Source organism: Neobacillus vireti (assembly GCF_036962345.1).
In the GTDB taxonomy this organism is placed as follows: domain Bacteria; phylum Bacillota; class Bacilli; order Bacillales; family Cytobacillaceae; genus Neobacillus; species Neobacillus vireti_A.
This window is the reverse complement of record NZ_JBALNB010000019.1, coordinates 147,066-167,680: the sequence shown is the minus strand read 5'-3', so window position 1 is coordinate 167,680 and position 20,615 is coordinate 147,066. Positions and strand designations below refer to the sequence as shown.

At 42.5% G+C, this 20,615-nt stretch carries 20 protein-coding genes; 16 read left to right on the top strand and 4 right to left on the bottom strand.

The features are described 5' to 3' along the window. The first annotated feature begins 13 nt into the window (after positions 1–13). The 3 genes from V7108_RS22695 (at position 14) to cls (ending at position 5,236) form a co-directional block, all read left to right on the top strand. The gene (locus V7108_RS22695; protein ID WP_335569536.1) at positions 14–2,788 is read left to right on the top strand and encodes an ATP-binding protein; all 2,775 of its coding nucleotides are present in this window, start codon (positions 14–16) and stop codon (positions 2,786–2,788) included. Further along, the gene (locus tag V7108_RS22690) at positions 2,785–3,657 is read left to right on the top strand and encodes a CheR family methyltransferase (protein WP_335569535.1); all 873 of its coding nucleotides are present in this window, start codon (positions 2,785–2,787) and stop codon (positions 3,655–3,657) included. The genes V7108_RS22695 and V7108_RS22690 overlap by 4 nt, the downstream gene beginning before the upstream one ends. Before the next feature lie 79 nt (positions 3,658–3,736). Next, positions 3,737–5,236 carry a cardiolipin synthase gene (gene cls, locus V7108_RS22685; RefSeq protein ID WP_335569534.1) on the top strand — a complete coding sequence of 500 codons (1,500 nt, stop codon included), beginning with the start codon at positions 3,737–3,739 and terminating at the stop codon, positions 5,234–5,236. A gap of 319 nt (positions 5,237–5,555) precedes the next feature. Here cls and V7108_RS22680 read toward each other — a convergent pair whose 3' ends face one another. Then, positions 5,556–5,807: a GlsB/YeaQ/YmgE family stress response membrane protein gene (locus V7108_RS22680; protein WP_335510868.1), complete on the bottom strand. Its 252-nt coding sequence runs from the start codon at positions 5,805–5,807 to the stop codon at positions 5,556–5,558. Positions 5,808–5,876: 69 nt separating this feature from the next. Then, positions 5,877–6,086: an IDEAL domain-containing protein gene (locus V7108_RS22675; RefSeq protein WP_335569533.1), complete on the bottom strand. Its 210-nt coding sequence runs from the start codon at positions 6,084–6,086 to the stop codon at positions 5,877–5,879. Between the two features lie 165 nt (positions 6,087–6,251). On the opposite strand from V7108_RS22675, the gene V7108_RS22670 reads away from it, so the two are divergent. From V7108_RS22670 to V7108_RS22640, 7 genes are all read left to right on the top strand, one after another. Further along, a complete protein-coding gene (locus V7108_RS22670; protein WP_335510864.1) occupies positions 6,252–6,578 on the top strand; it encodes a general stress protein in 327 nt (108 codons plus the stop codon). Between the two features lie 26 nt (positions 6,579–6,604). Next, positions 6,605–6,784: a hypothetical protein gene (locus V7108_RS22665; RefSeq protein ID WP_335569532.1), complete on the top strand. Its 180-nt coding sequence runs from the start codon at positions 6,605–6,607 to the stop codon at positions 6,782–6,784. Between the two features lie 242 nt (positions 6,785–7,026). Then, the gene (locus V7108_RS22660) at positions 7,027–7,278 is read left to right on the top strand and encodes a DUF1146 family protein (protein WP_335510933.1); all 252 of its coding nucleotides are present in this window, start codon (positions 7,027–7,029) and stop codon (positions 7,276–7,278) included. Positions 7,279–7,615: 337 nt separating this feature from the next. After that, positions 7,616–8,362 (top strand): YwmB family TATA-box binding protein, encoded by a 747-nt coding sequence (locus tag V7108_RS22655; protein WP_335569531.1) that lies wholly within the window; start codon positions 7,616–7,618, stop codon positions 8,360–8,362. A gap of 32 nt (positions 8,363–8,394) precedes the next feature. Then, positions 8,395–9,705, top strand: a complete 1,311-nt coding sequence (gene murA / locus V7108_RS22650; RefSeq protein ID WP_335569530.1) for a UDP-N-acetylglucosamine 1-carboxyvinyltransferase — start codon at positions 8,395–8,397, stop codon at positions 9,703–9,705. A 183-nt stretch (positions 9,706–9,888) separates the two neighbouring features. Next, complete coding sequence (spoIID, locus tag V7108_RS22645; protein WP_335510858.1) at positions 9,889–10,920, top strand: stage II sporulation protein D; 1,032 nt, start codon at positions 9,889–9,891, stop codon at positions 10,918–10,920. A gap of 1,257 nt (positions 10,921–12,177) precedes the next feature. Continuing rightward, positions 12,178–13,134, top strand: coding sequence for a nuclease-related domain-containing protein (locus tag V7108_RS22640; RefSeq protein ID WP_335569529.1), 957 nt, complete (start codon positions 12,178–12,180; stop codon positions 13,132–13,134). A 26-nt stretch (positions 13,135–13,160) separates the two neighbouring features. Here the strand turns inward: V7108_RS22640 and V7108_RS22635 are convergent, their stop codons facing one another. After that, entirely contained in the window at positions 13,161–13,577 is a 417-nt protein-coding gene (locus V7108_RS22635; RefSeq protein WP_420489210.1) for a VanZ family protein, read from the bottom strand. A 120-nt stretch (positions 13,578–13,697) separates the two neighbouring features. Here V7108_RS22635 and V7108_RS22630 point away from each other — a divergent pair, with 120 nt between their 5' ends. The 4 genes from V7108_RS22630 (at position 13,698) to V7108_RS22615 (ending at position 17,987) form a co-directional block, all read left to right on the top strand. After that, entirely contained in the window at positions 13,698–14,558 is an 861-nt protein-coding gene (locus V7108_RS22630; protein ID WP_335569527.1) for a M23 family metallopeptidase, read from the top strand. Between the two features lie 110 nt (positions 14,559–14,668). Further along, a complete protein-coding gene (locus V7108_RS22625; protein ID WP_335569526.1) occupies positions 14,669–16,666 on the top strand; it encodes a penicillin-binding transpeptidase domain-containing protein in 1,998 nt (665 codons plus the stop codon). A gap of 94 nt (positions 16,667–16,760) precedes the next feature. Continuing rightward, positions 16,761–17,525, top strand: a complete 765-nt coding sequence (locus V7108_RS22620; protein ID WP_335569525.1) for a hypothetical protein — start codon at positions 16,761–16,763, stop codon at positions 17,523–17,525. Positions 17,526–17,540: 15 nt separating this feature from the next. Further along, on the top strand, positions 17,541–17,987 hold the full coding sequence (locus tag V7108_RS22615) for a hypothetical protein (protein WP_335510848.1): 447 nt from the start codon (positions 17,541–17,543) through the stop codon (positions 17,985–17,987). Positions 17,988–17,998: 11 nt separating this feature from the next. Here V7108_RS22615 and V7108_RS22610 read toward each other — a convergent pair whose 3' ends face one another. After that, positions 17,999–18,313, bottom strand: a complete 315-nt coding sequence (locus tag V7108_RS22610; RefSeq protein ID WP_335569524.1) for an MGMT family protein — start codon at positions 18,311–18,313, stop codon at positions 17,999–18,001. Positions 18,314–19,010: 697 nt separating this feature from the next. Here V7108_RS22610 and spoIIID point away from each other — a divergent pair. Further along, positions 19,011–19,283 (top strand): sporulation transcriptional regulator SpoIIID, encoded by a 273-nt coding sequence (gene spoIIID, locus V7108_RS22605; protein WP_007086083.1) that lies wholly within the window; start codon positions 19,011–19,013, stop codon positions 19,281–19,283. A 254-nt stretch (positions 19,284–19,537) separates the two neighbouring features. Beyond that, positions 19,538–20,539, top strand: a complete 1,002-nt coding sequence (locus tag V7108_RS22600) for a rod shape-determining protein (protein ID WP_335510844.1) — start codon at positions 19,538–19,540, stop codon at positions 20,537–20,539. The last annotated feature ends 76 nt before the right edge of the window (positions 20,540–20,615 follow it).

Below are 20,615 nucleotides of genomic sequence, written 5' to 3'. Positions count from 1 at the left end.
GGGGGAGCAAAGAATGAAGGGATTACAATTCAACATCCACACGAAAATTATTGCCGGCTATATATTCATTTTGGTTTGCTTGGTGGTCTCCCTGTTGATCGTCATGGATAGGATGTCGGCGATGCAGAAAGAGGTCGATTATATATCGCAGCATGATATCGAGGTTCACAATCTGGCAAATCAGATTCAAAAAAATGTAGTAGATATGGAAACGGGCATGAGAGGTTATGTGATAACGGGCAATGAGGAGTACCTTGAGCCCTACAATATAGCCAGCCGGAACTGGCTCGATAACTTCAACAAACTTCACTCCCTGCTTGCCTCAAACGGGACGCAGCAGCGCAATTTAGAAGAAATAAAACCACTGATTATCAACTACATCACCAGTTCAGCAGAATATGTGGTCAATCAGAAAAAGATAAATAACCAAAGAGCTTTAGATGAGTACTTTCAGAATAACAACGGCAAAAAGAAGACAGATGAACTCCGGAATCATTTTGGTTCCTTCCTTGAAAATCAAAAGAACCTGACAAATAGGCGTGTTGAGCAGTTGACTCAGAATAATAATAATCTAAAAATAACCTTGTATGGCATTATCATGATGGTTACCGTGATTACGATTGCTACGGCGGTATTTTTGTCTAATTCCATTGTCAAAACGATTAAAGAGGTGGTCACGACGATTCGAAGTGTGACGGATGCGAGAGAGACAGAGGTAGACCTTTCCACAAGAATCGAGGTCAGTACACATGATGAAACCCGCGAACTCGCGGAGGCGATGAACGATCTTCTCAGCAATCTTGAGAAACAGAATTGGATTCAGAAAAGCGTAGCGGAGATCTCGACCATGTACCAGGGAATGACGGACCTGACAGACTTGACGCATGCGTTTATCACCAAGCTTACTCCTCTGCTTGGTGGAGTCTACGGTGTTGTCTACCTGCGCAGGAATCAAGGCAGCGAAGTTCGTTACGTAAAAGAGGCAGGTTATGCCATTACAGGGGAAGAAGGGGCTGCGGCGAGTTTCCGGTTAGGAGAAGGGTTAATCGGTCAGGCTGCAATGGATAAAAGAATCTTCCTGATTGATAAGCTGCCAGAAGAACATTATAAAGTTGCATCGGGGTTAGGTGAATCTTCACCGCGAAATCTTCTGGTTGCGCCAATTTTAGTGGATGGCAGGGTAGAAGCGGTGGTGGAGTTCGCTTCGTTCCAGCCGTTTAAGTCTCAGCATCTTACCTTATTGGATCTGCTTCAGGATAAGTTCGGTTCTGCAATCACCAATGTGGCCGGAAGGATGGAAGTAGAAAGGCTGCTCGGGGAATCTCAGGTGATGACCGAAGAACTTCAGGCGCAGTCTGAGGAACTGCAAGCACAATCGGAAGAGCTGCAAATGCAGCAGGAACAGCTGCGGATTACCAATGAATATTTAGAAGAACAAAAGCAATTCGCAGAACAACGTGCGTTTGATCTGAAGAAAGCAAAGGATGAACTGGAGGACTATTCAAGGAAACTCCAGGCGAGTTCGCAGTATAAAACCGATTTTCTCGCGAATATGTCACATGAGCTGCGCACGCCATTAAACAGTATTCTGATTCTTTCGCAAATGCTGATGGAAAATGACGGCGACATGGATAGTGAAGAAGTGAAAGACTCTGCCAGGGTCGTCTACACGGCTGGAAGTGATCTACTGCGGCTGATTGATGACATCCTTGATTTATCAAAGATTGAAGCAGGTAAAATTGAAATCTTAACCGATGAAGTCAACGTAACGGAAATTCCACAAATGATGAAAAGCATGTTCAAACCGGTTGCGGTGAAAAAGAAACTAACCTTTGAGGTGCATACAGCTTCGAATGTACCTGCTGTGATTACAACAGACGGGCAGCGCCTGCAGCAAATTTGGAAGAATCTATTGTCCAATGCCTTTAAGTTTACGGAACAAGGTTCTGTCACAGTTAGAATCGAAACTGCAGATCCAGACTATGTTCAGGAATTATTGCCTGGTCTGGATGAGGAGGAATTGGTGCTGTCCATTTCTGTGAGTGATACAGGAATCGGAATCGCTCCGGAAAAACAGGAAATTATCTTCAATGCCTTTCAACAGGTGGATGGTACGACCAACCGGCAATATGGCGGAACCGGTTTAGGGTTATCGATATGCCGAGAATTTACCCGTTTGCTTGGCGGCGCGATTACGGTGCAAAGCGAGCCGGAAAAAGGAAGTACATTTACTCTGTATATCCCTTGCAGCCTGGAACCCGCAGAATATCCTCTTCAGCTTGAGCAGCTGGCGATGAATGAGGCAGCTGTGAGTGTCCGCGAGGTTGTTGAGGACCAGCAGAAGGATAGCGATGAAACAGCTGCGGCTGAAGTAGTGGAAGCTACGGATGACCAGTTATTTAAAGGGAAGAAAGTGCTGTTAGTAGAAGATGACCAACGGAATGTATTCGCATTGGTAACTGCGATGGAGAAAAAAGGTGTAAAGGTTCAAGTGGCCGAGAACGGTAAAGCGGCGATTGAATTTTTGCAGGAGCACGGAGACTTTGACCTCGTTTTCATGGATATCATGATGCCGGTGATGGGCGGCTATGAAGCGATGAAGACGATCCGGCAGGACTTGGCTATGGATAGACTGCCGATTATCGCGCTGACCGCCAAGGCAATGAAAGGCGAACGTGACAAGTGTATGGAGGCAGGCGCTTCGGATTATATTATGAAACCATTAAATATCAATCAGTTATTCTCGTTAATGCGTGTGTGGCTGACCGAGCAGGTGAATGCAGAGTGAACGAAACAATCCAGGAAATTGTAACAGACATCAATTTGCCAGAGCCAAACGAGCTTCAGGAAATAGAAATCAAATTGCTGCTGGAAGGATTGTATCAAATGTATGGATATGACTTCCGCAGCTACGTAAGGGGTTCGATTGGCAGAAGGATCCTAAATCGAATGAAGGCGGAGAGACTTCCGACCATTACGGCTTTGTTGGAAAAAGTGCTTCACGAACCAGGCGTGTTGGAGCGTCTCTTGAATGACTTTTCCATCCGGATGACGGAAATGTACCGAGATCCCAGCTTTTTTGCCGCCTTTCGTAACGAAGTGGTGCCGCTGCTTCGGGAGCTTCCGGAAATCCGGATATGGCATGCAGGCTGCGCCACGGGGGAGGAGGTATACTCCATGGCGATCCTGATGCAGGAGGAGGGTCTAAGCAAAAAAACAAAAATCTACGCAACAGATATGAATGAAAAAGCCCTGGCTGCTGCGCATAAAGGAGCTTTTCCGCTAAAGAAGATGCAGCAATATACGAAGAATTATTTGAAGGCGGGCGGGAAAATGGCGTTCTCCGAGTATTATACGACGGACCATCAGTTTGCTTATTTTTCACCCAGCTTGAACGAGAACCTTACGTTTGCCCAGCACAATTTGGTAAGTGACAGCTCGTTTAATGAATTCCATGTGATTTTATGCCGCAATGTCATGATCTATTTTGATAACACCCTGCAGCAGCAAGTTCATGGTCTGTTCTATGACAGCCTGGCTGCTGGCGGATTCATTGGACTTGGAAGTAAAGAATCCATTCTTGGGCTGCCAAAGGGTATGAAATATATAGAATTTAATTCATGTGAGAAGATCTATCGGAAAAAAGCAGATGCCTGAGCAGAGTCAGGCATCTTTTTTATGTTTGATAGGGTTGTTTGAAGGGTATTTCTTTTAAAAAGACTGTGAGGGAAACAGGATGAAAATAAGAATCGAGATTTTCTTTGTCATAATCATGCTTTTTTTCTGCTGGGTGGTTCTTTTTACAAGATTCCCTTTTTTATGGAAGGCAATAGGTATAAGTTTGTATGCGGGTATCATTTTATACAGTGTAGCAGAGCTATGGCTGCAAAATCGACCAGTACCGAACACACTTTTATGGACATGCCTTTTAATTTTCGTACCCGTTTTAGGCTATATTTTCTATATCTATTCAGGACAATTGCTCTTTAAAGGGGAACTTTTTAAAAGCAAGCGGGCAAGCGACCGCGAGCTGTTCGAGGCGCTCGGTAAAAACAAAACGCCTGTTGAGATGCCGTCCATTCTTAATGACCACCAACGAAGTTTTGTCAGCTATCTCGAACGGGTGACCTTAACCAATCAAAGCCAAAATACGAGGACCAAAATTTTAAAAAATGGAGAAGCAACCTTTCAGGAGGTAAAGCAGCGGTTGAAGGAAGCGAAGGACTTTATTCATTTAGAGTACTATATCTTTCGCTATGATCGGCTCGGGCAGGAGTTGATGGATATCTTGACAGATAAAGTAAAGGAAGGAGTAGAGGTTAGGCTAATTTATGATGGGTTTGGAAGTTTCGCCCTTTCTGAACACGATAGAAGGAAGATGGCAGAATCCGGGATTAAAATTCACCCTTTTCTGCCGCTGAGATCCGGATGGTTTACGCAAAAGTTTAATTTCCGCAATCATCGGAAAATTATTGTCATTGATGGGGAAATTGGATTTGTGGGTGGATTGAATGTGGGCGTGGAATACCTTGGTGAGGATGACAGGTTTGGGTTTTGGTGTGATACGCATGTTTTTCTGGAAGGAGAAGCCGTCCAGACACTGCATGCTGTTTTTTTATTAGATTGGAAATATGTCTGCGGCGAAACGTTGTTTGAAGACCCCCGCTATCTACAGCCGGTGCCGTTAGAGGGGGATGGTCTTGTTCACGTTGTCGCTGCTGGACCAGAAACTCGGGACATGGGTGACCATTTTTATTCGATGATTAGCTGTGCCACAGAATCCATTTGGATTGCAACACCGTACTTTATTCCGAATCAGGCCATAATGACGGCACTGCGGGTGGCGGCGAAAAAGGGCATTCAAGTTCGGCTGATGGTGCCTGAGAGTAACGACGGTTTCCTGACCCAATATGCCTCACAATCCTATTTTCCTGAACTTCTTCGTGCGGGAATTGAACTTTACACCTACCAAAAAGGCTTTTTACATAAAAAAGTAATCATTGTCGATGGTGACATGGCCTCGATCGGAACTGCGAATCTGGATCTGCGCAGTTTTCATTTAAATTTTGAGGTTAATTTGTTTCTAACAGCCACCGAAAGTATCGACGACCTTGTAAGTCATTTTGAAGAGGACCTGAAAGAATGCAGGCGGGTAAGGCCGGTTGCATTTTACAAAAGAGGTTTAGGCGTTAAATGGAAAGAATCCTTTGCCCGGCTGTTTTCGGGTGTGCTTTAATGAGAGGCATCTGTCTTTTGGCAGATGCCTTTTTTGAGCGTGAATGAAATGGAGTTTCCTGTCTGAAGTGACCGAAGTCGAGTATGAAAAGGGGTTTGGGTAAATGCAGGGGTGCTGGAGCGACCGAAGCCAAAGATGAAAAGGTGTTTGGGTCAATGCAGAGGTGCTGGAGTGACGAGTATGAAAAGGTGTTTGGGTAAATGCAGGGTTGCTGGAGTACTGTCGAAACGGTGGAGAACAAACAAGGAGGCCAGTAATTTTTCGAAATACAATAAAAAAGAAGACGCCGACACGCGGCAATCTTCTTTTCTTTCTACAATTATGCATTCTTTCTAATCATTCTCAATACAACACTCACAATTAGCACAACAACGATAGCTCCAAGGAGTGCCGGTAAAATGTAAAAGCCTCCAATGACAGGTCCCCAGCCGCCAAGAGCAGAACCAATCCAAGCCCCGATAAACCCTGCAATGATATTTCCAATTACTCCGCCTGGAACATCACGCCCCAGAATCAAACCAGCCAACCACCCGATAACTCCTCCAATAATTAATGACCAAATAAATCCCATGAAAATTCTCTCCTTTCTATTTTTCAGTTGTTATGGTTAGTAAATACCCGGTCATTTCATCAGCTAAACCTAATAATGAAAAAACCTATCACGATTTTGTTCCGGACGTCCTTTTAAGCGGTTCTCCTGGTTGCTCACAAGCGTTCCCAGATGACGCTGGCAAACCTTTAATTCGTAAGAGAATTGAAAGAATCCTTCCCGGTCCCGCTCATCCAGACACTGATCAATTTTTCTCTTTAACAAACTGATTTTCGTAAGTAACTCTGCCTTTTTCTTCATCTTATCCCTCCCACTAATCCTTTTTAAACTAACTAAAGGGTAAATACCCCGATATCTGTTCCATTAAACTTTTTTAAAAAATAGGTTTGGGTGATTAATAGAGCGGATATATAACAAGTACAAGCTGACACATCAGCTGACTAACACTTGCGAGGAGGAATGGAAATGGAAAATGTAAAAATTGTAGAAAATGGAGTCCAGGCTAAACAGGAAATCGCTCAATTCATGATGGAGGGATTCACAAAAGACGAAATTTATTTATTTGCGCATGACTCAAACCGTTCTGAACATCTGACAGACGCACTGGAAATTAGCGAGATTGGTGTGGGGGAGCAGGGGGTCTTTGAATCGATTGCCAATGTATTTCGTTCTAGGGGCGATGAATTGCGTTCGAAGCTAGAGTCACTTGGGTTATCAGAAGCGGCAGCAGAGCGTTGTGAAGAAAAAATGGACCAGGGAAAAGTCATCGTAGTGGCATCCCAATCTGCATAATCTAAATAAAAATGAGGTGAATATTCATGAAAAAGTCAAATCAAAGTATTGAGAAATTAACAGGTACACGAAAACGAGCCAGACATCATAATAGCAACAGCCACTCACTCATGGACTATTTTAAAAAACCTATTATCCATAGGGAGATACATGGAGATCGAGTTTACGTTCCGTTAAGAATCAGCAGGATTTGGAATGGAATCTAAATTTCATATAATTACTTATTAACTGCCTAAATACTGATTGGTTCACACATAACCAGTGTTTAGGCAGTTAATGCGTTAAAAAATTTGTCCAAATAAAAACGAAACCTTTCGCGCTTTCATCCGTCAATATGATATGCACCATCATATGCATCAATCATATGCAAAATCGAGTGCATAAAGGCTGTTTTCTGTATAAATGGTGACAGGCACCGAAGTATGTTATAGTGCTCTAAAGGAGGAGTATTATGGAGGATTTTGGACAAATTGCGCTGTTAAGTATTTTTTCGCATCTGGTGTTTATTGCGCTGGCATGGTGGGCGCTGCAGTCGATTCGTTTAGATAAGCTGCTGAAGCCGAATCATGTTTTCCAAGCGCGATTGCTTTATATATTATTGGCCATTTTCCTTGGATCGTCGGTTAGTAACTTTTTCCTAGATTATCTTCAATGGTCAAGGCAGCTGCCTTTGATTTTACAATACATACACAACTGGTAAAAATTTAGGTCTTCGTACATGTATCTTTTTTAGGGAAAATTGAGTACAATTCTCTTTGTGTGAAAAAAAGTGCAAACTGCAATAAAAAGCTCACAGCTTAGAATTATAGATAGAAATGACTTAAGCAAATCATGATGACTTCAACGAGATTGACGAATGTAAAAACTAGAGCCTGTCTCATACAGGATTTCATCCATCAGTATGATATGCATAAAGGCAGTTTTTTGCATAAATGGTGACAGGCACCAACATCAAAAAGTTTGTCAAAAAGTGACGAGATTTCCCAAGTATGCTATCTCTCTCCTTGGTAACAATGGTAGTAAGGGGGAGAGTAGAGATGAAGAGAAAGACAAAGATACTTTTTAGTATAAGCATGTTGATGATAGTTGGTTTGATTGCGATCGTTGGCAGTCGATGGACTGCGGCGGGCGGCGATGTTGATTTGCTGAAAATCGCCAGTGTTTTTCAAACAGAAGATATTATGCTCGAGGAATGGACGTTTTATGCAAGGGAGCATTTGGTTGACCTGACTACAGAGAAAGAAGTGCAGGAATATGTTAAGGAGCTTCAGCAAAAGTTTCCTGGGTGGAATTGGTCGACAAGTGAGACCAGCGACAAATGGAAAGTAACTGCAGTATCTCCGACTTCTAAACACCACACAGAAATGCTTCAAATTATGGCAACCCACACAAAACAACCTGTAAATGCGTATATAGTATATAGGGTCAGCGGTAACGAGTGGAACAAGGAGATGGAGTCCTTTTTCACAAAGGAACCACTTAAAAGTAGGCTCTCCGACATATTTCGAGGAAATCCAACAGTTTTCTCTGGTATGAAGGGTAGCATCAGTGATAAGATTGATATGGCTTTACCGACTGTTGCAAATGAATTATTGAAAAGTTTTGAGGCAAAAGAAATCGAAGCGTTAAAAGAGGAAACATTCATGTCTGTATCGGCGAATTCGCCGCTCTTTTCAGACTCCATAGCGCGGGACATGAATTTACAAATTGGGATACGCTCCGAAGGATTGGGCGCAAAGACTACCATTGTAGTTGGCACACCAATCATTACGATTGAATATTAATATAGAGAAAATGGACGCGGAGGGGAATACTCTTGGAAAAGATCATCGTCCGCGGCGGAAAAAGGCTATATGGAACCGTTAAAGTAGAAGGTGCAAAAAATGCGGTCCTGCCTGTACTCGCTGCCACATTATTAGCAAGTGACGGAAAAAGTGTAATTCGTGATGTACCTACACTCTCCGATGTATACACAATTAATGAAGTATTGCGCAACTTGAATGCAGAAGTTGCCTTTGACAATAATACAGTTGTCGTTGATGCATCTAGAGTGTTGAAAGAGGAAGCGCCTTTCGAATATGTTCGTAAGATGCGTGCATCTGTCCTTGTGATGGGTTCACTACTCGCGCGCAATGGCCGTGCTCGTGTAGCTCTGCCAGGAGGATGTGCGATTGGTTCTAGACCGATTGACCAGCACCTTAAGGGTTTCGAAGCCATGGGTGCAAAAGTTAAGGTGGGTAATGGATTTATTGAAGCGGAGGTTGAAGGCCGCTTAAAGGGTGCAAAGATTTATTTGGATTTCCCAAGTGTTGGTGCTACTGAAAATATTATGATGGCAGCAACGCTTGCAAAAGGAACAACGGTTATTGAAAACGTAGCAAAGGAACCAGAAATTGTTGACCTTGCTAACTTCTTGAATAAAATGGGAGCAAATGTCCGAGGCGCAGGCACGGGCACACTTCGTATTGAAGGTGTCGATGTATTGTTTGGTGCTGAGCATCATATCATTCCTGACCGTATTGAAGCAGGAACCTTTATGGTTGCTGGTGCGATTACGGGCGGAAATGTATTGGTACAAGGTGCAGTTCCTGAACATTTATCTTCCTTGATTGCAAAAATGGAAGAGATGGGCATTACGATTATTGAGGAAGGTGACGGCGTCCGGGTCATCGGTCCTGAAAAGCTGAAGGCTGTTGATATTAAAACAATGCCTCACCCAGGATTCCCAACGGATATGCAATCACAAATGATGGCTCTCTTACTTCGTGCAGAAGGCACATCGATGATTACGGAAACGGTTTTTGAAAACCGCTTCATGCATGTGGAAGAATTCCGCAGGATGAATGCCGATATTAAAATCGAAGGACGTTCCGTGATCTTAAACGGACCTTCTAACCTGCAAGGTGCCGAAGTAACGTCTACAGACCTTCGTGCAGCAGCTGCGCTTATTTTAACAGGGCTGGTTTCTGAAGGTAATACACGCGTAACGGAATTAAAGCATTTAGACCGTGGTTATGTGAACTTCCATGGAAAATTAGCTGCTTTAGGAGCGGATATTGAACGTGTGAAAGAAGCTGAGGAAGTTTTCACAGAAGTTGATACGTTCATTACGGATTTAAACGCATAAAATTATGAGCCGAAGAGGGTACCCTAATGGGAGACATTCTTCGGTTTTTTACTTTATTTTATTATATTTTCCGAAAATTCAGTATTACTTTTTTAGTCATAAATGCTTGTCCGCCTCCATATGATGGAATGAGAAGCAGCCCAAGAAAAGGGTGCGCAAAATTTCATAATTGGAGGCTCCTACATGAAAAAATTCAAACCACTCGTCCTACTAACGTCATTTTTATTTGTCCTCACCTTACTCATTCCAGCTATTTTGGTATTGCCTTTCGGGGATGGGAAAGTCAGCGGCAAATTAGGTGAAGACCTATCCAACAAGGCCCCAAATTCCGAAAGTGCAAATCATTCCGCAGATTCCGCGGTCGAAGTGGCAGTGTACCGCTCCTCCATCGGACAAATCGATAACGTTCCACTAGAAGAATATCTCGTCGGGGTTGTAGCAGCCGAAATGCCGGTTGAATTCAAAGAGGAGGCCCTAAAGGCACAAGCCCTGACAGCGAGAACGTATATTGTAAAAAAAATGCTTAGCAAAGACAATATCGGCGTTCCCGAAGGCGCACAGGTAACAGACACGCAGCTCCACCAGGTCTACTTGAGCGAAGCACAAATGAGAAACAACTGGGGAATGGAGTTTGAATCCAACTATGCGAAGATCCTTTCAGCGGTTCGGGCAACGAGCGGGCAAATTTTGACGTATGATGGCCAGGCGATTGACGCTTCTTTCTTTTCCACCTCTAATGGGTACACGGAAAATTCAGAGGACTACTGGTCCAATGAAATGCCGTACCTGCGCAGTGTATCAAGTCCTTGGGATAAAAATTCCCCGAAATTTAATTCTGTAAAAGAAGTGAGTGTCAAACAATTTGAATCGGCCCTCGGCGTGAAAGTGGGTGCGAGCGGGACCATTGGAAAAATTGTCGAACGTACCACTGGGAAACGGGTCGCGAAGGTCGATTTTAATGGCAAGGTTCTAAGTGGCAAGGAAATTCGAGAAAAATTGGATCTACGGTCGTCTGACTTTGATTGGGAGCGCAAAGGCAACAGTATTGTCATCACTACCCGAGGCTTCGGACACGGCGTCGGCATGAGCCAATACGGCGCAAACGGCATGGCCGCTGATGGCAAGGACTATCAGGAGATCGTGAAGCACTATTATCAGGGTGTGGAAGTGACGTCAGCAGATAGTATGATGGCAATGATTACGGCGCAGAAATAGTTTTTTTGGGAGCCAGACCTTTTGGGGGTCTGGCTTTTACAGTGTCGGGGTTAGGGTGGTGGTTGCTGCTAAGAATTTGTTAGGCAGGTAAATAAAGGGTATTGGCAGATAAAACAGAATTTTGGCAGATAAGAGCTCCGAAATGGCAGGTGAGGAGAACTAGTTGGCAGGTAAGCGAATTTTGTTATAAAAAAGGTAATTAAAAAAGCCATCTGGTGCCAAGGGACATGCAATATTCAAGTATAATATCCATATATAGGAAATAATGATACCTGAGCCAGGCTGCACCCTGGCTTTTTCAGCATGCAGTGCGGTGTTTGGAATTTGTTAGGCAGGTAACCAAAGGGTATTGGCAGATAAAATAGAATTTTGGCAGGTAAGAGCTCCGAAATGGCAGGTGGGGAGCCCAAGTTGGTAGGTAAGTGATTTTTGATTAAAAAAAGGTACTTAAAAAAGCCATCTGGTGCCAAGGAACATGCAATATTAGGAGTGTAATATCCATATATAGAAAATATTGATACCTGAGCCAGGCTGCACCCTGGCCTTTTCAGCATGCAGTGCGGTGTTTGGAATTTGTTAGGCAGGTAAACAAAGGGTATTGGCAGATAAAACAGAATTTTGGCAGATAAGAGCTCCAAAATGGCAGGTGTCGGGCCCAAGTTGGCAGGTAGGCGAATTTTGATATAAAAAAGGTACTTAAAAAAGCCATCTGGTGCCAAGGAACATGCAATATTAGGAGTGTAATATCCATATATAGAAAATATTGATACCTGAGCCAGGCTGCACCCTGGCTTTTTCAGCATTCAGTGTGGTGGTGGAATTAATCAGGCAGGTAAACAAAGGGGATTGGCAGGTGAAAAGGAATTTTGGCAGGTAAGAGCTCCGAAATGGCAGGTGGGGAGAACTAGTTGGCAGGTAAGCGATTTTTGATTAAAAAAGGTACTTAAAAAAACCATCTGGTGCCAAGGAACATGCAATATTAAGTGTGTAATATTCAAATATAGGAAATATTGATACCTCAGGCAGGCTGCACCCTGGCTTTTTCAGCATTCAGTGTGGCGGTGGAATTAATCAGGCAGATAAACAAAGGGGATTGGCAGGTGAAACAGGATTTTGGCAGGTAAGAGCTCCGAAATGGCAGGTGAGGAGGACTGGTTGGCAGGTACTATTTAATCTTCTTATTTCTGTAACATCTTTTTAGCAGGATTCTCACTTCAATCAGAAGAAGTAGTGTAAAAAAGAAGGGAGTGTTTTTATTTGATAGGAAAACCATGTTTGTTGCCGCTGTTGATTGAAAAGTATCAGGCGTTAATTAGGAGATTGACAGAGGATCTTTTGATAGGCGGCCAGGTGGTATCTGATTATAATAATCGGATGACTGGTTTTCGTGGAGAGGAACAGGTGATGAACTTCCATTTAGAACCCATCTCTGACCTTAATTATCGGATTTACCATGATCTCCGATTCCTTCATGGAAACTATTACTTCCAGATTGATATCTTAATCCTGTGTGCATACTTTGCCCTCGTGCTGGAAGTGAAAAACTGGGCAAAAGACTGGCATTTCGAAAAGGTTCTTCATCAGACTATGATTGATAAGGATGGAAAATTAGAAAGGGTGAAAAATCCTATTTTTCAGGCAAGGTTACAGGCGTTTAAACTGAGGGAATGGTTAAAGCTGCATAACTTTACAGGGTTACCAATCAAATATCTATTTGTTAATAGTAATGAAAACACCAATATTATTATCGGGGATGACAATAAATATAAATGGAATGTTTGCAATAGTGAGTATCTTCTTGAGAGGATTGACCAAATATCAAATGATTTTAAAATTGAGTTTTATGATGAAAAGGAACTGCGAAAAATCAATAAACTCCTTTTAACGAATCACACGCCGGAAAATCCAAACTTACTCCAGAAGTACAATCTAACGCGAAAAGATATCAGATCTGGAGTTCATTGCCCAAAATGCAACTTTTTACCGTTGCAATATCATGCTGGTACATGGAAATGCCCAAAATGTCGCACTAAATCCAAAACTGCGTTCATCGATACACTCAATGATTATTTTTATACTATAAGTCCCACCATTACCAACGCGGAGGCAAGAAGTTTTCTTCAAATTCCTTCTCCAAAAATCACCCACCATTTATTAAATTCTGCGGACCTTGCAAGTACAGGCAAATTCAAGTTTAAAATCTACCACAAATAAAGAAACCACCGCGCAAAACGCAGTGGCTAATTTCCTCTCACCCAACCTAAAATTTTACCAAGCGCAACAAACCGCCCTTTAAAAAGCGCTCCCCGAATAAAATAAAAACATACTAGTATCCCGGTAACGTCTTTGACGAGGTCAAACAAGGACGCGGAACGATAAGGATAGAATGATTGGTGGATTTCGTCTGTCAGCCCATAAAGCCCTGCCACAACGGCACAGAGCACGTTTAGCCGGGCGCTAAGTCCCCGCTCACGTGTGAGGAACGCTAAAACTAGCAATACATATAAAATCGCGAACTCTATCAAATGCAGGGATTCCTTTATAAAGCGGTCAATCTCGGAATCCGGGAGTTCGACAAAGTGATTGGATGGCAGACTCGACATAACCCAAATCGCTGCCATATAGGCAATGGGAAGCAGTCGTAAAACGAATTTCAAAAAAATTTCCTCCTTCATGCATAAAAAAATAAGGGTTAACAAAAAATAAGTGCAAAAAATTTTTTTGCTAGTGTATATAATTCTACTTATCTGTTCAGAATGATTGCTGAGGTGATGAAAATGAGAGAGGAAGAAAACAAACGATCTTCTCAAGGTTCCAGCGTTAAACGCTTTTTCAAAAAGCGTTGGGTATTTCCAGCCATTTATATTGCAAGTGCAGCAATCATTTTGACAGCCGTTCTATGGTTCCAAGGCAGTGACAATGCAACAGACAAGTTTGATTACGAGTCTTCAGACTTAACTGGCAAAAAGAACGATACGCCAGCACTCGAGGTAAACTCAGCATTAGAAAACTTAAAAATGCCTGTGAAGAATCCAATGGATACAACAGTCAAAATGGAATTCTATGATTTCAACGCAAGTGAAGAAAAACAGGAAGCAGCATTAGTATTTTACAACAATACCTATGTTCCGCATACTGGAATTGACTTTACATCTAAAGATGGTGAAACGTTTGAAGTCGTATCGGCCCTTAGCGGTACCGTTTCGAGAGTTGAAGAAGATGCCACACTAGGAAATGTCATTGAAATCCAACACGATAAAGATATTGTAACACAGTATCAATCCGTTAAAGATGTGAAGGTTAAGGTTGGCGACAAGGTAAAACAAGGACAAGTGCTTGCCATGGCTGGACAAAGCTTGTTTGATGAAGAATCTGGAACGCATGTACATTTTGAAATCCGCAAAGATGGTGTAGCTGTTAATCCGACTAGCTATTTCAACAAACCGGTAAGTGAATTACAGGAAGAAGCACAAGCGGATCAAAACGCAGAAGATACAAAAAGTCCAAAGCAACAAATGATCGAGGATCCTGCGACTGATGAAGAGAAAGCTCCTGCAAAAGAAGAAGGAACTCCATCAGATGAGAAAACTCCATCCGAAGACGAATCTTCTGAGTCAACAAACAAAACAAACTCTTAATCATGAACAAAGGGGAAAGGGGAATCTACTTTCCTCTTTTTTTTTTGCATATTTTGACTGATTTCATTTTACATAATTATGGTAAAATCATTAGAAAGGAGGGGATTTTTTTGAAAAAAGTAAAAGGGCTGCTGGTGTTGGCGGTTCTCCTAGTGCTAGTGGCTGCTGGCTGCAGCAAGGAACCTCAGCCTCAGGATCAATTGGCAGCATACATAAAGGCTTGGGATGAGCAAAAGTTTGAGCAGATGTATGAGTACCTGACAGAGAGCTCCAAAAAGGTGATCTCTAAGGAAGACTTTACAACCCGCTATCAAAAAATCTACGACGACCTACAGATTACTGACCTCAAGATTACCTTCGAAAAACCGACTGATGAAGAAGAATTGCCCAAGGACCAAGACAATGTAACCTATGATTTTTCCGCAACGATGAACAGCATTGCCGGACCTATCGAATTTACACATAGAGCAAAGATGAAAAAAGAAGAACGTGATAAAAAGAATAACTGGTATGTGGACTGGAACACGACATATATTTTTCCAGAATTAAAGGATGGCGACAAAATCGGGATTAGCACTGTAAAGCCAAAGCGCGGGCAAATATTTGACCGCGCACTCAATACACTTGCTTATAACGGCCTGGTATACGAAGTGGGCGTGGTTCCTGGGAAGATGGAGGGGCAGAGGGAGCCGGTCATACAACAGTTGTCCAGTCTTCTAAAAATGACACCGGAGCAAATCAACAAAGCGCTAAACGCCAGCTGGGTAAAGCCGGAATTGTTCGTGCCGTTAAAGAAAGTTTCCATGGATGATGAGGAACGTATCGCTCAATTAATCGCCTTAGAATCTGTACAAACCAAAAAGGTCGAGGCCCGGATTTATCCATTTAAAGAAACAGCTGCGCATTTAATCGGCTATGTTGGCTCAATTACAGCTGAAGAGCTGGAAAAGGTTAAGGACAAAGGTTATACAAGTACAGACATCATCGGAAAAAGAGGGCTCGAGGAAGTTCTTGATGAGCAGCTGAAAGGAAAAAACGGTGTGAAAATTACGATTAGAAAGCCTGATGGCAGCACCGAAATACTTGCAGAAAAAGCAGTCGAAGATGGCCAGGATGTGAAGCTTACGATTGATATTGAACTGCAAATGAAGATGTATAATGAGCTTGTTGGTGAGGCAGGCGCAGGAGCGGCGATAAACCCAGTTACGGGGGAAACGCTGGCACTTGTCAGCAGTCCATCGTTTGACCCCAATTTGGCCACCTTGGGCTTCTCAAGTGACGAATGGAAACAGCTTCAGGATGATCCACAAAAGCCTATGACAGCCAGGTTCAATAAATCGTATGCTCTAGGCTCTGTTTTCAAGCCGATTACGGCTTCGATTGGCCTGAAAAATAATAGTATTACACCTGAGCAAACGATGAATGTTAACGGGCTGAAGTGGCAGAAGGGTGCCTCCTGGGGCAATTATTTCGTGACGCGGGTTCATGAAGCGAATTCGGTGAATCTAGAAAAAGCAATGGTCTTCTCGGATAATATTTATTTTGCTCAGACGGCGTTGGGAATCGGCAAAGACCAGTTTACCGCGGGGTTAAAGGAATTTGGTTTTGAAGAAGAGTTTGATTATCCATTCCCGCTTGAAAAATCAACGATTGGGAACTTGGATAAGGAAATCGGCTTAGCAGACTCCGGCTACGGTCAAGGTCAAATTCAAATGAGTATCGTTCACCTGCTTGAAACCTATACTCCTTTTGTAAACGGTGGAAATATGGTGAAACCAACTCTCTTGCTTGACGCGGAAAAAGTGGAGAAAGCTGTGGTATCACCTGAAATAGCTGCGACCATATCTGGAACGCTGCGAAAGGTTGTCGGTGATGCCGATGGAACGGCTCATTCTGCAGAAATCGCAGGCACACCGCTGGCTGGAAAAACGGGCACGGCTGAAATCAAACAAAAGCAGGGGGAAAAAGGGGCGGAGAACGGCTGGTTCATCGCCTATAACACAAACGCTCCAGATTTAATGGCAGCGATGATGATTGAAAACGTTCAGGGCCGCGGGGGTTCACAGATTCCTGTGGGTAAATTAAAAAATATATTTATGCAAAAGTAGCAGAAACCAGCAAATGGTTTCTGTTTTTTTGTTGAAACAAAGGATATTTAAAACTGAACAAGCAAAAATAATAAAAAAAGACAGGAGAACAACAGTGAATCAGAATCCTCCCATTCGAAGAAGGCGGGCACATTTATCCCAGTTTTCCACAACCGTTCTGCATCCTAGAAATCCCTGGGTGATTGCTTTTTTTTCGTTTTCCTACCCGGGATTTGGCCATTTATTACTGGACCGGTATATTGCGGGATTTATCCTCATACTATGGGAAATGTTTATAAATCAAAAGGCAAAAATAAATCTTGGTATCTTTTATTCTTTAACAGGTGATTTTTCCAAAGCAATGGAAATGATAGATGAACGCTGGCTTATTCTTTATGTGGCAATCTACATGTTTGGAATTTGGGACGGTTACCGAACGACCATTGACCTGAACAAACAATATATTTTAGCCAATCGTGAGAACGCACCGATTCAGCCGAATTCTATAGGCCCATGGGATTTGAACTTCCTAGATAAGAGGAACCCATGGGTGGCAGTGTTATGGTCGGTGTTGTTTCCGGGGCTTGGTCACTTTTATATCCACAAAGTGCTAGTAGCATTTTTTATGTTTGCCTATACTGTGGCCATCATGTATTTTGGGGATCTTCCACAGGCCATTCACCTTACAATGATCGGCGATTTTGATCTATCTAGACAAATCATAAATATGCAATGGGCCATGTATTTACCGTCAATTTTCTTTTTTATTCAGTACGATGCCTATACTTCTGCTATCCACTACAATGCATTGTATGAAAAGGAAATGGCAAAATACTTGCGCGATCATTATCAAAATAAACAATTTAAATTTCCAATCTAGAAGTGAGATGAGTAGATGTTTGTTATTGCAACATTTGAGAATTCTATTTACATCGAGTTAGCGATTACAGCACTTGAAGAGCAGGGAATCTCAAAGGAAATGATTCTGGCAGCTCCGCTGGAAAAGCGGAAGAAACTAAGAGGATTGTTTGATTCCATACATAAATCAGACGGGTTCAGTTTATTTGACGGTCCTGCCATTTTAGGTACATGCCTCATGCTTTTAGGAGCTATTTATGGCTACGTGCTTGAATGGGGTCCAATTATTTGGGGGATCATCGGGGCCATTTCTGGATTGCTTATCGGTTTTTTTATTAAGATGCTCATGCTTAAAATAAACAAAAGAGGGAGCAAAAAAATCACATCAGAAATCGTCCTTATGGTCCGTTGCGAGGAGCAAAAGTGGGAAAAGGTTGAAGAAATCTTATGGGATCATCTCGCGCTGGGAATGACCAAAATATAAATACCACCCTTCTAAAAATCAGATGGGTGGTATTGGTATTTTTTAAGGTCTATGCTGCCGTTTAGCCCGATTTCGACACCCTCGCTTTCGAGGGAGAAGAGCTGCTCTTGGTAGGATTCATCATCCTGTATGGCAATTTGGCCTTTTGTATTGACCACACGGTGCCAAGGGAGGCGGTGCTTCCTGCTCATGGAGTGCAGGACCCGAACCACCTGTCGTGCTGCTCGCGGACTCCCAGCTTCCCGTGCTATTTGTCCATAGGTCATGACCTTTCCTTCTGGGATAGATTGAATAATAGTTACGACTTTCTCCGTAAATGGCTGCATTTTTACAAAATCCTTTCCGTTTCATCCTTCTTATTATAGTTTAAGATTTATTTTTATAAGGCTCTTTTCTAAACTTTGTTGCTTTTTGAAAAAAATTTAATGATTGTGCTAAGTTTCTGCAGAAAAAATAAATTTAATGAGAAAAGAGTATGCAAACTTAAATTCTGAAGCGCAAAATAACTAATTCCAAGTCAAAATCGGATTAAAGAATTTAACAAAAATCATTAAAAAAACAGACTTTTATAAAAAATTCATTCGACAATTTGTCACGACAAATTTCTCAGGAAATATTCAAAGCCCATGTATCATCTCCTTAGAAAGTACATACAGAATGCGGATTACAGCCATTTCGCGTTAGTGTCGAAATAAGAAACAGGGAAATTATTTTTCCTTTGAAATGTCCGATTTTTCTAAAAATTTACACCGTACCTTGTCCCGATTAGATAATTCGTGCATATATTCGTATCCAAGCTAATAAACTGATTACAAACCTTTACAAAGAGAGTGTTTGAGGTGAAGAGTCGTTTGAGGCTTTTATGGATTCAGTTGGGGACATGATTATTCATCGTATTACCGTATAACTGCATAAATGGTGACAGGCACCATTTATGCAGTTATACGGAAGCAGTATTTCGTCTTAGTGATAAGCGGGTCTCATTTCGCACTTCTCACATCCAATTTAGGGAGGGCGAGTGGTGTGCACGATTACATCAAAGAGAGAACTATCAAGATTGGAAAGTATATCGTGGAGACGAGGAAAACAGTTCGTGTCATAGCGAAGGAGTTTGGCGTATCCAAAAGTACTGTCCATAAAGATTTGACAGAGAGACTTCCTGAAATAAATCCTGAGCTTGCAAATGAGGTTAAAGAAATATTAGATTATCATAAATCGATTAGACATCTCCGGGGTGGAGAGGCGACAAAAATGAAGTACCAGAAGGAAGAAAAAGAAGGTGAGGCCGTTAAATAGGCCGATTTTCAGAAAGTATCTCTGCGATAAAGAAAAAATGTTTTAAAATGGCCATTTTCAATGACTTCTTGGTGCATTCTAAGAAAGTCGGGGAAATGGCCATTTTTAATGGTTAAAAACCAGCATTCTCTTGCAAGAAAACTTTTCCGACAAAGTTCTACAGATTTTTTTATTAACAGTATGGAAATTTAAAGGAATATGGTACAATTAGCAATTAGGAAAGTATGACCGTTTCAAGGAGGAAAGAAAAGAGAATGTTTGCTAGGGATATTGGGATTGATTTGGGAACGGCTAACGTGTTAATCCACGTAAAAGGCCGTGGAATTGTATTAAATGAGCCTTCTGTTGTAGCCATCGACAGGAACACAAATCGCGTTCTTGCTGTTGGGGAAGAAGCTCGCCGTATGGTCGGACGTACACCTGGAAACATTGTCGCGATTCGCCCGTTGAAAGATGGAGTAATCGCAGACTTTGACGTTACAGAAGCAATGTTAAAACATTTTATTAATAAGTTAAACGTGAAAGGCTTTTTATCGAAACCGCGTATTTTGATTTGCTGTCCAACGAACATCACAAGCGTTGAGCAAAAAGCGATTAAAGAAGCGGCTGAAAAGAGCGGCGGCAAGAAGATCTATTTAGAAGAGGAGCCGAAAGTGGCAGCAATTGGCGCCGGAATGGAAATTTTCCAACCGAGCGGTAACATGGTTGTAGATATCGGCGGTGGAACAACAGATGTTGCCGTCCTTTCAATGGGTGATATCGTAACTTCCTCCTCTATAAAAATGGCCGGCGACAAATTCGACATGGAAATCCTGAATCACATCAAGCGTGAGTACAAGCTATTGATCGGTGAACGCACAGCTGAGAATATTAAAGTCAACATTGGAACCGTATTTCCTGGATCACGCTCGGAAGAAATGGAAATTCGCGGACGAGACATGGTCAGTGGATTGCCACGTACCATCACCGTTCGTTCAGAAGAAATTGAAGGAGCTTTACGTGAGTCTGTGGCTGTTATCGTACAGGCGGCAAAAAGCGTTCTTGAGCGCACACCGCCAGAACTTTCAGCAGACATCATCGACCGCGGCGTTATCCTAACAGGCGGGGGAGCTCTGCTCCATGGAATCGACACCTTGTTAGCGGACGAACTTAAAGTACCAGTCCTAGTGGCAGAAAATCCAATGGACTGCGTGGCAATTGGAACCGGAATTATGCTCGACAACATTGACCGCATTGCGAAGAGGAAACTCGGGTAAACAGGTAGGACATCTTAAGTCTGATGACACTAGTCGTTAGGCTTTTTTTGTTATGGTGCCATTGTTATGGTGACAT

Excerpts from the sequence above, each read along its gene's own strand:
- V7108_RS22695 (WP_335569536.1), top strand. The coding sequence starts at position 14 with ATGAAGGGATTACAATTCAACATCCACACGAAAATTATTGCCGGCTAT.
- spoIID (WP_335510858.1), top strand. The coding sequence starts at position 9,889 with ATGAAAAAATTCAAACCACTCGTCCTACTAACGTCATTTTTATTTGTC.
- V7108_RS22670 (WP_335510864.1), top strand. The coding sequence starts at position 6,252 with ATGGAAAATGTAAAAATTGTAGAAAATGGAGTCCAGGCTAAACAGGAA.
- V7108_RS22675 (WP_335569533.1), bottom strand. The coding sequence starts at position 6,086 with ATGAAGAAAAAGGCAGAGTTACTTACGAAAATCAGTTTGTTAAAGAGA.
- V7108_RS22610 (WP_335569524.1), bottom strand. The coding sequence starts at position 18,313 with ATGCAGCCATTTACGGAGAAAGTCGTAACTATTATTCAATCTATCCCA.
- cls (WP_335569534.1), top strand. The coding sequence starts at position 3,737 with ATGAAAATAAGAATCGAGATTTTCTTTGTCATAATCATGCTTTTTTTC.
- V7108_RS22615 (WP_335510848.1), top strand. The coding sequence starts at position 17,541 with ATGTTTGTTATTGCAACATTTGAGAATTCTATTTACATCGAGTTAGCG.
- V7108_RS22600 (WP_335510844.1), top strand. The coding sequence starts at position 19,538 with ATGTTTGCTAGGGATATTGGGATTGATTTGGGAACGGCTAACGTGTTA.
- V7108_RS22680 (WP_335510868.1), bottom strand. The coding sequence starts at position 5,807 with ATGGGATTTATTTGGTCATTAATTATTGGAGGAGTTATCGGGTGGTTG.
- V7108_RS22655 (WP_335569531.1), top strand. The coding sequence starts at position 7,616 with ATGAAGAGAAAGACAAAGATACTTTTTAGTATAAGCATGTTGATGATA.
- V7108_RS22630 (WP_335569527.1), top strand. The coding sequence starts at position 13,698 with ATGAGAGAGGAAGAAAACAAACGATCTTCTCAAGGTTCCAGCGTTAAA.
- V7108_RS22665 (WP_335569532.1), top strand. The coding sequence starts at position 6,605 with ATGAAAAAGTCAAATCAAAGTATTGAGAAATTAACAGGTACACGAAAA.